Genomic DNA, 11,981 nt, shown 5'->3' with positions numbered 1-11,981 from the left:
GTGCGAGTGACGATGGAAGAGGCGGAGACGTTCCGGCGCGATGGGGTCGTGCTGCTGCGCGGACTTTTCGCCGATCATGTCGAGACGTTGCGCGCGGGCGTGACCCGCAACATGGCCGAACCCGGCCCCCATGCGGCCGAGAACCTGAAGCCGGGCGAGGGCGGGCGCTTCTTCGACGATTATTGCAACTGGTCGCGCATCCCCGAGTTCGAGGCCGTCATTCGCGACGGGCCCGCCGCGCGGGCGGCCGCCGACCTGATGGGATCGCGGACGGTCCAGCTGTTCCACGACCACGTGCTGGTCAAGGAGCCGGGGACCGCCAAGCCCACGCCCTGGCACCAGGATGCGCCCTATTACTTCGTCGAAGGCATGCAGACGGTCAGCTTCTGGTCGCCGCTCGATCCCGTTGGTGATGCGACGCTGCGCTGCGTGGCCGGCAGCCACCGCTGGCCGCGGCAGGTGCTGCCGACGCGCTGGCTGGCCGAGACGGATTTCTATGCCGATGGCGGCGACTACATGCCGGTGCCGGACCCCGATGCCGAGGGAATGGACATTCGCGAATGGCCGATGGAGCCGGGCGACGCCGTGGCCTTCACCTTCGGCACGCTGCACGGCGCGCGTGGCAACAGGTCGGACACGCGCCGGCGGGCCTTTTCGCTGCGCCTCGTGGGCGACGACGCGCGCTACGTGGCGCGACCCGGCCCGACCTCGCCACCCTTCCCGGGACACGGGATGCAACCCGGGGACCGGCTGCGCGAGGACTGGTTTCCGACGATCCTGCATCGCTGAGATCCGGCCTCCGCCGGGCCTGCCGGAGCCATGGGGCGGGGCGATCCGCTCGTGCGTTTGGCGTGCTGGCCCTTGCATCGCGGGCCCAGTTGAAGAACCGTGGGGCATCGCCGCCACCCCAAGACCGGGGCACGGGCGGGGCCAAAAGGGGAGAATGACATGCAAGGATCGAAACGCACGTTTCTGAAGGCCGCGGGCATCGCCGCCGCGCTGGCGCTGGGGGCCGGGACCGCGATGGCGCAGGCGCCGCAGTTCTTCCGCATCGCCACCGGCGGCACGTCGGGCACGTATTTCCCGATCGGCGGCCTGATCGCCAACGCGATCTCGAACCCGCCGGGCTCGCGTCCCTGCGAGGAGGGGGGCGCTTGCGGTGCGCCGGGCCTGATCGCCACCGCGATGAGCGCCAACGGTTCGGTCGCCAACGTGAACGGCATCGCCGGCGGCACCATCGAGAGCGGGTTCAGCCAGTCCGACGTCGCCTATTGGGCGCATACCGGCACCGGCATCTGGGAGGATCAGGAGCCGGTCGAGAAGCTGCGCGCCATCGCCAACCTATATCCCGAATCCATCCATCTGGTCGCCAGCGCCGATGCGGGCATCGAAGGTATCGGCGACCTTGCCGGCAAGCGCGTCTCGCTGGACGAGCCGGGATCGGGCACGCTGGTCGATGCGCGCATCATCCTCGAGGCCGCGGGTCTGACAGAGGACGATATCGAGGCCGAGTACCTCAAGCCGAGCCAGGCCGCCGACCGGATGCGCGACGGCGCGATGGACGCGTTCTTCTTCGTCGGCGGCTTTCCGGCCGGCGCCATCGCCGAGCTGGCCAGCCAGGACGATATCGTCATCGTGCCGATCGACGGCGACGCCGCGGCGGGCATCCTCGGGGAGTACGAGTTTTTCGCCGAGGACCTGATCCCCGCCGGCACCTATGAGGGCCAGGACGCGGATGTCACAACCATCAGCGTCGGCGCGCAATGGGTCACCTCGGCCGATCAGCCCGAGGAGCTGGTGTACGAGATCACCAAGGCGCTGTGGAACGACAACACCCGCAAGCTGCTGGATGGCGGCCATGCCAAGGGCGCCTCGATCACGGCCGAGACGGCGCTCGACGGCATCGGCATCCCGCTGCACCCGGGCGCGGAACGGTTCTATCGCGAGGCCGGACTTCTCGAGTAGCGGGCCGATCTTCGGGAGGAGACTCGGGCGGGGGCGGCGCATGTCCGCCCCCGCCCCGGACAGGGGAGAGCGAGAATGACCGACACGCGACCAGCCGGACCTTCGGGCGGCGCCGCCGCGCATCAGGACGCACCGGCCGCCCTGACCGAGGAGGAACAGCGCGCCCTCGAGCAGAAGTTCGACAGCGAGGTCCGGTTCCGGCCGCTGTCGAAACCCGTTCTGATCGTGTCATCCACCGCGCTTTTCGTGCTGGCCTGCTTTCACTACTACACCGCCGGTTTCGGCATCCTGCAGCAGACGACGCATCGCGGCATCCATCTGGCCTTCACGCTGGGCCTGGTCTTCGCGGTCTTCTCGTTCTCGGGCCGGGTGCAGGACGAACCCGATCCGAACGGTCCGCTGACGCCGCTGGGCCTGCCGCTCTGGGACTGGGCGTTCCTAGTCGGGGGCATCGTCTCGGCCATGTATGTGCCCTGGGTCTTCGACACGCTGGCGATGCGCGTGGGCAACCCGAGCCCGGTCGACGTCACGATGGGCACGATCCTGATCGTTACCCTGCTGGAGGCCACGCGCCGCGCGATGGGCTGGCCCCTGCCGGTGATCGCGATCCTGTTCATGGCCTATGCCTATTTCGGCCAGTCGATGCCCGGCATCCTGGTCCATCCGGGGGCCAGCTGGAACAGCCTGGTCAATCACCTCTACCTGACGAGCCAGGGCATCTACGGCACCGCGCTGGGCGTGATCGCGACCTACGTGTTCCACTTCGTGCTGTTCGGCGTGCTGGCCACGCGGATCGGCCTGGGTCAGCTTTTCATCGACCTGGCAAGCGCGCTTGCCGGACGCTATGCCGGCGGGCCGGCCAAGGTGTCGGTCCTTTCCTCGGCCATGCTGGGCTCCATCTCCGGCTCGTCCATTGCGAACACGGTCACGACCGGCTCGCTGACCATCCCGGCGATGATCAAGATCGGCTACAAGAAGCATTTCGCCGCCGCGGTCGAGGCCGCGTCATCGACGGGCGGCCAGATCACGCCGCCGGTCATGGGCGCGGTCGCGTTCCTGATGATCGAATACCTCGAGGTGCCGCTGACCACGATCCTGACGGCGGCGCTGGTGCCCGCGTTCATGCACTTCTTCGGCGTACTGGTGCAGGTCCACATGGAGGCCAAGCGCCTGGGTTTGCGCGGCCTGACCCGCGAGGAACTGCCGGACGCCTGGCGCGTGTTCAAGGCGAAATGGCTGACCATCATCCCGCTGATCGTCCTGGTGGGGATCCTCCTGTCGGGCCGCACGCCCTATTCGGCGGCCTTCTGGGGAATCACCGCCTGCGTCGCGGTGATGGTGTTGCAGAACGTCATGATCCGGAACCCGGTCGAGGCCGCCCGATCCACCGCCATCGACATCTGGGACGGCTTCATCCTGGGCGCGAAATACTCGCTTTCGGTCACGGTGGCCGCGGCGCTGGTCGGCGTCGTCATCGGCGTGGTGACGCTGACGGGGGTCGGGTTCAAGATCGTCTACCTCGTGACCTCGACCGCCGGCGGCTGGGCCGAATCGGTCCAGCACCTGATCCCGTTCGGCATCATGGAGGTTTCGACCCTGACGCTCCTGTTCACGCTGATGATGACGGCGGTGGTCTGCATCCTGATGGGCTGCGGCATCCCGACGACGGCGAACTATCTGATCATGATCGCCATCGCCGCGCCGATCCTGACCTCGCTCGGGGTGGAGCCGATCGTGTCGCATTTCTTCGTCTTCTACTACGGCGTGCTGGCCGACGTGACGCCGCCGGTGGCGTTGGCGGCCTATGCCGCGGCGGGGATCGCGGGGGCGAACGCGTTCAAGGCGGGCAACACCGCATTCCGGCTGTCGATGGGCAAGGCGCTGGTGCCGTTCGTCTTCGTCTTCTCGCCGTCGCTGCTGCTGGTGACGCAGGGCTTCACCTGGCCGCTGTTCATCCTGGCGCTCTCGGGGGCGATGCTAGGGATCACGGCGCTGTCGGCGGCCTTCTCGGGCTATCTGACGCAACCGTTGCGCGCGTGGGAACGCGCGCTGCTGGCGGTGGCGGCCCTGCTGTTCGTGGCGCCGGACCTGGTCACAACGCTGATCGCGGGGGCGCTCTGCCTGCCGGTGGTGATACGGGGCGTGGTCGGCGGCGGCACCTCGGCGCCGGCCGCGACCTGAGGCGGGCCCCGCCTCAGGCGGGGCTGCGGAACACGTAGACGCCGATCACGAGCAGCAGGACGCCGAGGGCGGGCACGCTGGGATGGGTCAGGTCGACGACCCGGTCGCCGAAGCGGACGGTCAGTTCCCCGAAGCACTGCGTGCCGACGATCGGTAGGTTGATGCAAGTCGTCATCGAGATGACCTCACGTTGGAAAGACTGCCACCCGGGGCGAAGATCGCACGGAAAAGCGTCGAGAATCCGGCGGAAACCGCGCGCAATTCTGTCAAAACCTCCGCTTTCCCGCCCCTCCCCTTGAGCTTCACGCGCGAGGAACATAGATCGAACATATGGGCAAGATGTCGATCAAGGATAAGCTCGCGCTTCTGTCGGACGCCGCGAAATACGACGCGTCCTGCGCCTCGTCAGGGACGGTCAAGCGCGGCTCGCGGGATGGCAAGGGCCTGGGTTCGACCGATGGCGGATCGGGCATTTGCCATGCCTATGCGCCGGACGGGCGCTGCATCAGCCTGCTCAAGATCCTGATGACGAACCACTGCATCTACGATTGCGCCTATTGCATCAATAGGGTGTCGTCGAACGTGCCCCGCGCCCGGTTCACCGTGGACGAGGTCGTCTGGCTTACGACCGAGTTCTACCGCCGCAACTATATCGAGGGGCTGTTCCTCTCCTCGGGGATCATCCGATCGTCGGACTACACGATGGAGGAGATGGTCCGCATTGCCGAGAAGCTGCGCGCGGGCGGGTTCCGCGGCTATGTCCACCTCAAGACGATTCCCGACGCCGCGCCGGAGTTGATCGAACGCGCCGGCCTTGTCGCCGATCGCCTTTCGATCAACGTGGAGCTTCCGACCGATGCCAGCGTCAAGGCTTACGCCCCCGAGAAGGATCCCGAACAGATCCGTGGCGCCATGGGTCGGGTCCGCCTGACCAAGGAGGATTATTCCGATCGGAGCCATACCGGTCGCAGCCGGGGCAAGTTCGCGCCCGCGGGCCAGTCAACGCAGATGATCGTCGGTGCGGATGCGGCCGACGATGCGACGATCCTCGGCAATGCGAGCAAGCTCTACGGGGCCTATGGCCTGAAGCGGGTCTATTATTCGGCCTTCTCGCCCATTCCCGATGCCTCCGCCGTCCTTCCGCTCGTGGATCCGCCACTGATGCGCGAGCATCGCCTGTACCAGGCAGACTGGTTGCTGCGGTTCTATGATTTCGGCCTGGACGAGATCGTCACCCGGGACGGTGCGGGGATGCTGGATCTGGATATCGATCCCAAGCTGTCCTGGGCCTTGGCGAACCGCGACCGGTTTCCCGTGGATGTCAATCGCGCGGGGCGCGAGATGCTGCTGCGCGTGCCGGGTTTCGGCACCAAGATCGTCGACCGCATCCTCTCCGCCCGCCGGTCCGCCTCGCTCTCTCTGGAGGATATCCGCCGGATGGGGGGGCGGGTGAAGCAGGCGAAGTCCTTCGTGGTCGCGCGGGGCCATCGTCCGGGCACGCAACTGGATGCCGCCGACCTGCGTTCCCGTTTCGTGAAGCCGAAGCAGATGGAACTGTTCTGAGATGTATGCCCCCCGCCTGCCGCGGATCGGGACCTATGTCGCCTGGCGCGACGCGGCCCGGCGGCTGGCGGGGTCGGATGTCCCGCCCGACCAAGTGGATTGGGGTCTTGAAGGTGGCGACGTGCCGATGTTCGACGCGCCCCTCCCCGAGGCCGGGCGTCCGTTGACGGTTCCTTCGGTCTTCGCGGACCTGACGCGGAGCCTGGTCCCCGAGCGGAGCGGGCAGGGCTTCGCCTTGGCCTATTCCCTTCTCGTCCGGCTGCAGACCGACCCGCGCCTGCTGTCCAACCGCGCCGACCCCGACGTCGCCCGCGCCCGCGACATCGCCAAGTCGGTCCACCGCGACCTCCACAAGATGCACGCCTTCGTCCGTTTCCGCGAGGAGGAGTCGGTCCTGCGCGAAAACGGGCGACGTGCGTTTTCCGCCTGGTTCGAGCCCGACCACCGGATCGAGGAACCGGTGGCGGATTTCTTCGTGAACCGGTTCGGCGACATGGATTGGCGGATCGTCACGCCCGAGGTCACCATCGCCTATCTCGACGGGGCGCTTTCGCTGCATGCGGTCCCTTCGGTCAGGCCCGATGCGTCCGACCCGCTGGAGCAGCTCTGGACCACCTATTACAGCAACATCTTCAATCCCGCGCGGCTCAAGCCCGACGCGATGCGCGCCGAGATGCCCAAGAAGTACTGGCGGAACCTTCCCGAGGCGCAGGCGATTCCCTCCCTGATCGCGGGGGCGCGCGCACGCGTCGCCTCCATGCAGGCGGCGGGGCCGACGCAGCCGTCGCCCGCCTCACTCAGGCGGAAGGAGCCCGAGATGCCACGCACCCCCGGACCCGATCTGTTCGGCACGCCCGAGCCCGGCGAACTGGCGCGCCAGGCGCGCGGCTGCACGCGCTGTCCCCTGCATGCGCCGGCAACGCAGGTGGTCTGGGGCGAGGGGCCGCCCGATGCCGGGCTGATGTTCGTGGGCGAACAGCCCGGCGACCGGGAGGATATCGCCGGCCGTCCCTTCGTGGGGCCGGCCGGGCAGCTCTTCGACGAGGTGGCCGGGCAAGCCGGGATCGACCGGGCGTCGGCCTATGTCACCAACGCGGTGAAGCATTTCAAGTTCGTTCAGAAGGGCAAGCGACGGATCCACCAGCGCCCGGCGGCCGGCGAGATCAGCGCCTGCCGCTGGTGGCTGGATCAGGAGCTGTCGGCCATCGACCCCGATGTCGTCGTGGCGCTCGGGGCCACGGCGCTGCATGCGCTGACCGGCGACGGCAAGGGCATCCTGAAGCGCCGGGGCGCCATCGAGGAGACGCGGGACGGCCGCCTGCTCTTCGTGACGGTGCATCCGAGCTTCCTGCTGCGGCTGCCCACCGAGGAGGCGCGGGCGCATGAGACGGAACTGTTCCGCCAGGATCTGAGCCGGGTACGCGCGCTGGTGGAGGCGTCCTGACCGCGTGCGGCCCTTGGAACGCAAGGGAAGGACGGATCGGCCGGAACCCTCGCCGGGGCGTAACAGTTTGATTTCCGAACATCCCAAGGAGCGCCCGCCATGTCCGACCTGCCCACCGTCATCTTTCCAGTCGCCGGTCTGGGCACGCGGATGTTGCCCGCCACCAAGGTCGTCCCGAAGGAGCTTCTGCCCGTCTATGACACGCCGCTTCTGCAGTTCGCCCTGCAGGAGGCGCTGGCGGCCGGGGCGCGGCGGCTGATCTTCGTCTCGCACCCCGAAAAGGGCGCGATCGAGGCGTTCCTGCGCCCGGCCGACCGTCTGGAGGCGACGCTCGCTGCCAAGGGAAAGCAGGATGTTCTGGAGGCCGTGCGCGAAGGGCGCGTTCCCGAGGATGTCGAGGTGATCTTCGTGATGCAGGAGGAACAGCTTGGCCTGGGTCACGCCGTCCTCTGCGCTGCGCCGCATCTCCTGGACGGGCCGGTGGGCGTGATCCTGCCCGACGACCTGATCCTCGGCACGCCCTGCCTGGCCGAGATGGCCGCCGCCTTCGATCCGGACCGGATGGGCAGCCTCGTCGCCGCACAGCAGGTGCCCCGCAACCGGGTGTCGAGCTACGGGATCTTCGACTGCGACGGTGGGGCGACGGGGGACGTCGTGACGGCCGCCCGCGGCTTCGTCGAGAAGCCGTCGCCCGAGAAGGCGCCGTCGAACCTCGCCGCGGTCGGTCGATATATCCTGTCGTCCGACGTGTTCGGCGCCTTGCGGGGCGTGGGCCGCGGCGCGGGTGGAGAGATTCAGCTGACCGACGCGATCGCGGCCGCAGGCCGGGTGCACGCGTTCCGTTTTTCGGGTAAGCGTCATGATTGCGGTTGCAAGGACGGCATGGTTGAGGCGACGTTGGCGGTGCAGTCCGCGCGACGCGACCGGCATCTTTCCATGGCGGCCGAGTAGCCGTATCGGATCGGGGAGGGTGCGATGGAATATTACGAGATGACGGGCTTCATGGGGCTGATGACCGATTCGGCCGATGACTGCTCGGAGATCGAGATGCCGCGGCCCGAGGAGGCAGCCCTGCTGCTGGATTTCGACGGCACGCTGGTCGATATCGCCGACCGCCCGAACGGGATCGTCGTCACGTCCGAGACGCGGAAGATCCTGGCGCAGGCACTTGAGCGGCTGGACGGACGCGTGGCGATCGTCTCGGGGCGATCCGTGGCTGAGCTGGAGCGGTTCCTGCCGGACTTCGCGGGCCCCCTGATCGGCACCCATGGGTCCGAGATGCGGGCGGACGGCGAGCATCGCCAACTCGTCGATTTCGACCGGGCCACCGTTTCGCGCCTGATCCGGCTGGCCGATGACTTCGCCGCGCTCCGGCCCGAATTCCTGGTGGAACACAAGCCGTCGGGCGTAGTGCTGCACTACCGCCAGGCCGAGGAGCATGCCGCCCTGGCGATGCGGTTCATGGAAAGCCTCGCGATGGCGGCGGACGGGTTCCGCATCCAGCCCGCCCTGATGGCCTACGAGATCAAGCCCGAGGGGGTCGGCAAGGACGTCGCGCTGGAACGTCTGCTGTCGACCGGTGCCTTCGCCGGCAAGACGCCGGTCTATGCCGGCGATGATCTGACCGACGAGCCGGCGCTGGAACTGGCCCAGGATCGCGGCGGCGTGGCGATCAAGGTGGGACCGGCCGAGACGGTGGCCTGTCATCGGCTGGAACACCCGGCCGATCTGATCAGGTTCCTTGGGGGATGGCTTGGCTGACGGAACCGCCAGATCGGGTCGGTTGATCGTCGTCTCGAACCGCATTCCCAAGGGCGACGTACCGGCAGGTGGTCTCGTCTTCGCAATCCACGAGGCGCTTTCGCGTTCGGGCGGGTTGTGGATCGGGGCGGCGAAACCCGGCACCACGGTCGAGGACAAGCTGACGCAGATCGGCAGCGGCGCCTATGACCGCGCGACCTTTCCCATCACCAAGAAGGAACATCGCGGTCACTACCTGGGCTATTCCAACTCGGTGCTCTGGCCGCTGTTTCACCACCGCACTGACCTCCTCTCGCTCGATAGTCGCGATTTCGACGCCTATGCCGCGGTGAACGCCCGGGTGGCGCGCATCGTCGCGGCCACCGCCGAACCCGAAGACGTGATCTGGATCCAGGACTATCACTTCCTGATGGTCGCGCAGGAGTTGCGCAAGCTGGGGGTCGAGAACCGGATCGGCCTTTTCCTGCACATCCCGTTTCCGAACCTCTCGGACGCGATGGCCATGCCGCAGGTCGGCCAGATCGGCGGCTGGCTGGCCGCCCATGACCTCGTGGGGCTGCAGACCTCGCGTGACGTGACCGCCGCGCAGGACGTGCTGCGCAGCGACCCCAAGGCGCAGATCCTGAACAACGGAAGCTGGATCCGCGAGGGCCGGGTGTTCTCGGTCCGCAGCTTCCCCATCGGGATCGACGCCGAGAACTTCGCCGAGACGGCGGCACGCGCCCCGGTCGTCGATCTTCAGATGGCCGAGGATGCGCCGCTGTTGCTGGGGGTCGACCGGCTCGACTATTCCAAGGGGCTGGTGCACCGGTTCGACGCGTTCGGCATGTACTTGCAGACCCGCGCGCCCCGCGACCCGCGGCCGACCTTCCTGCAGATCGCCCCGGTCAGCCGCGAGGATGTTAGCGCCTATCAGGACATCCGCGAGGATCTGGAGCGTACCGCCGGTTCGACCAACGGCGCCCATGCCGAGCTGGACTGGACGCCGATCCGCTACATTCGCCACCATGTCGACCGCGACGTGATCGCGGGCCTGTATCGGCGGGCCGACGTCGCACTGGTCACGCCGCTGGCCGACGGGATGAACCTGGTGGCCAAGGAATACGTGGCCGCGCAGGACCCCGAGGACCCGGGCGTGCTGATCCTGTCGCATTTCGCAGGCGCCGCCGAGCAGATGGGCGGGGCCGCCCTGATGGTGAACCCGTTCGACACGCGCGCCTTCGCGCAGGCCATCGACCGGGCGATCCACATGCCCCTGGCCGAGCGGCGCGAACGCCATGCCGACCTGCGCGACGGCGTCTTCCGCCAAGACATCCGCTGGTGGACCGAGTCTTTCCTGTCGCGACTGACGCAGGCCCCCCGGACGTTCGAGCGCGGGCTGCGCGAACGCCCCTAGAAACGGGCGAGCGCGAAGGCCGCCGCCCGATCGAGGGATCGGCAGGCCTCGTCCCACCACGGCGCCCAGATTTGCGCCATGTGCAGCAGGCCCGGCGTGACGGCGATGCCGATATCGGCCCCCGCCGCTTGTCCGCGCGCATGCAGGAGCCGCGCATCGTCGAGCAGGACCTCGGGCGTGCCGACCTCGATCCAGGTGGGCGGCAGGCGCGACAGGTCGTCCAGCAGCGGAGAGACCTGCACATCCGCCGGGTCGCGGTCGCCGAAGCACATGCGGGCTAGCCGCCGATCCGCCGCATCGTCGACCATCGGATCGCCGTCCTCCATGCTGCGACGCGTGCCGCTTTGCTCGGTCCGGTCGGTATTGGGCGAGAAGAGCAGGAGCGCCCGGGGCGCACGGCCGTCGCGCGCCATCCGCAGGGCGGTGACGAGGGCCAGGTGCCCGCCGGCGCTGTCGCCCGCCAGGATCGGGGTCGGCCCGTCGGGAATGGCCGACAAGGCATCGTCCAGTTGCGCGGGCCAGGGGTGTTCGGGCGCCAGGCGATAGCGAGGCAGGTGCACGGCAAGGCCATGCGTGTCGGCCAGGTATCGGCCGATCCGCGAATGGGTCGCGGGCGCGCCGAAGACGTAGCCGCCGCCATGGAACCAGACCACCGGCGGCAGGTCGCACGCGGTCCCTTCCGGCCTGAAACGGAGTGATCCGTCGCCCGGCCCCGCCGCGCCCAGCGCCAGGTTGCGGAAACCGCGCCGCATCTCCGCCGGGGTCTCGCCCAGCGTATGCGCCTCGATCCGCTGGACGATGCGGTCGCGATCGACGGGGCCGTTGAACGGCACCTCAGATGTTCATCGACTGGACGGCGCCGCCATCCACGCGCCAGTTCGAGCCGTTCACGAAGCTCGCGCGCGAGGAGCACAGGCAGGCGATCACGAAGGCTACTTCCTCCGGCTGCCCGCGACGCTTCAGGGTCAGATGCGGGCGTTCCTCCTCCAGAAAGGTCTCGACGGCCTCGTCGAAGCTCACGCCCATCTCCTCGGCGCGCTTTTCCATCATGCCGTCGGTCATGTCGGTCTCGATGAAGGCGGGGGCCACGCAGTTTATCAGCACGCCCTGCTGCGCGTAGACCTGGCTCATCCCCTTGGTGAAGCTCAGCACGGCGGATTTCGAGGCGTTGTAGACGACCTCGTCCGGATAGGGCTGGGCCACGTTCTCGGACACGACAAACACCGCCCGGCCCCAGCCGCGCTTGCGCATGCCGGGGATGAACGCCTTCGACATCCGCACGGCGGTCATGAAATCGGTGTTCCAGGCATGCTTCCAGTCGTCCTCGGTGATGTCATCCAGCGGGTCGCCCTTGGCGCCGGTCACGCCGGCGGCATGCACCAATATGTCGCAGTCCCAGCCGGCATCGGCGCAGGCCTGCGCGACCTTGTCGGCCCCGGCCTGATCGCCCAGATCGGCGACCACGGTGACGACCTCGCCGCCCAGCTTGCCGGCGGCGATCTTCAACTCGTCTTCGTCGATATCCGTCAGCACGAGGTTGCAGCCCTCGCCCCGCAGGATCTTCGCCGTCTCGAGCGCCATGTCGCCCGCACCGCCGGAGATGACGGCCGTGCGGCCCTTGATGTCGAGGTCCATCGGAATGCTCCATCGCATTGGTTGCGTCCGAAGACA

The 11,981-nt window shown here is 68.0% G+C and carries 11 protein-coding genes; 8 read left to right on the top strand and 3 right to left on the bottom strand.

All coding sequences use genetic code 11. From position 1 onward, the window contains the following. Positions 1-12: 12 nt before the first annotated feature. The 3 genes from MWU52_RS12615 to MWU52_RS12605 all read left to right on the top strand — a co-directional run bounded on the left by MWU52_RS12615 (position 13) and on the right by MWU52_RS12605 (position 4,146). Entirely contained in the window at positions 13-789 is a 777-nt protein-coding gene (locus tag MWU52_RS12615; RefSeq protein WP_246952898.1) for a phytanoyl-CoA dioxygenase family protein, read from the top strand. A gap of 159 nt (positions 790-948) precedes the next feature. Continuing rightward, positions 949-1,965: a TAXI family TRAP transporter solute-binding subunit gene (locus MWU52_RS12610; protein WP_246952544.1), complete on the top strand. Its 1,017-nt coding sequence runs from the start codon at positions 949-951 to the stop codon at positions 1,963-1,965. A gap of 75 nt (positions 1,966-2,040) precedes the next feature. Beyond that, positions 2,041-4,146 carry a TRAP transporter permease gene (locus MWU52_RS12605; protein WP_246952543.1) on the top strand — a complete coding sequence of 702 codons (2,106 nt, stop codon included), beginning with the start codon at positions 2,041-2,043 and terminating at the stop codon, positions 4,144-4,146. 13 nt (positions 4,147-4,159) lie between these two features. Here MWU52_RS12605 and MWU52_RS12600 read toward each other — a convergent pair whose 3' ends face one another. After that, on the bottom strand, positions 4,160-4,321 hold the full coding sequence (locus MWU52_RS12600) for a hypothetical protein (protein ID WP_246952541.1): 162 nt from the start codon (positions 4,319-4,321) through the stop codon (positions 4,160-4,162). A gap of 155 nt (positions 4,322-4,476) precedes the next feature. Between MWU52_RS12600 and MWU52_RS12595 the strand changes: the two genes are divergently transcribed. The 5 genes from MWU52_RS12595 to MWU52_RS12575 all read left to right on the top strand — a co-directional run bounded on the left by MWU52_RS12595 (position 4,477) and on the right by MWU52_RS12575 (position 10,310). Beyond that, a complete protein-coding gene (locus tag MWU52_RS12595; RefSeq protein ID WP_246952539.1) occupies positions 4,477-5,709 on the top strand; it encodes a putative DNA modification/repair radical SAM protein in 1,233 nt (410 codons plus the stop codon). A gap of 1 nt (position 5,710) precedes the next feature. Then, on the top strand, positions 5,711-7,153 hold the full coding sequence (locus MWU52_RS12590) for a UdgX family uracil-DNA binding protein (protein WP_246952537.1): 1,443 nt from the start codon (positions 5,711-5,713) through the stop codon (positions 7,151-7,153). Between the two features lie 99 nt (positions 7,154-7,252). Beyond that, the gene (locus tag MWU52_RS12585) at positions 7,253-8,104 is read left to right on the top strand and encodes a sugar phosphate nucleotidyltransferase (protein WP_246952535.1); all 852 of its coding nucleotides are present in this window, start codon (positions 7,253-7,255) and stop codon (positions 8,102-8,104) included. A 24-nt stretch (positions 8,105-8,128) separates the two neighbouring features. Further along, the gene (gene otsB / locus MWU52_RS12580) at positions 8,129-8,914 is read left to right on the top strand and encodes a trehalose-phosphatase (RefSeq protein ID WP_246952534.1); all 786 of its coding nucleotides are present in this window, start codon (positions 8,129-8,131) and stop codon (positions 8,912-8,914) included. Then, on the top strand, positions 8,907-10,310 hold the full coding sequence (locus MWU52_RS12575) for a trehalose-6-phosphate synthase (RefSeq protein ID WP_246952532.1): 1,404 nt from the start codon (positions 8,907-8,909) through the stop codon (positions 10,308-10,310). Before otsB ends, MWU52_RS12575 begins: the two co-directional genes overlap by 8 nt. On the opposite strand, the gene MWU52_RS12570 is transcribed toward MWU52_RS12575, so the two are convergent. Both MWU52_RS12570 and MWU52_RS12565 read right to left on the bottom strand, forming a co-directional pair. Further along, the gene (locus MWU52_RS12570; RefSeq protein ID WP_246952530.1) at positions 10,307-11,143 is read right to left on the bottom strand and encodes an alpha/beta hydrolase; all 837 of its coding nucleotides are present in this window, start codon (positions 11,141-11,143) and stop codon (positions 10,307-10,309) included. The genes MWU52_RS12575 and MWU52_RS12570 overlap by 4 nt on opposite strands. A gap of 1 nt (position 11,144) precedes the next feature. Beyond that, the gene (locus tag MWU52_RS12565; protein WP_246952528.1) at positions 11,145-11,945 is read right to left on the bottom strand and encodes an SDR family oxidoreductase; all 801 of its coding nucleotides are present in this window, start codon (positions 11,943-11,945) and stop codon (positions 11,145-11,147) included. Between the last annotated feature and the right edge of the window lie 36 nt (positions 11,946-11,981).

Origin of the sequence: Jannaschia sp. S6380, from assembly GCF_023015695.1 — a bacterium.
GTDB lineage: Bacteria > Pseudomonadota > Alphaproteobacteria > Rhodobacterales > Rhodobacteraceae > Jannaschia.
This window is presented reverse-complemented; position numbering and strand designations above follow the sequence as displayed.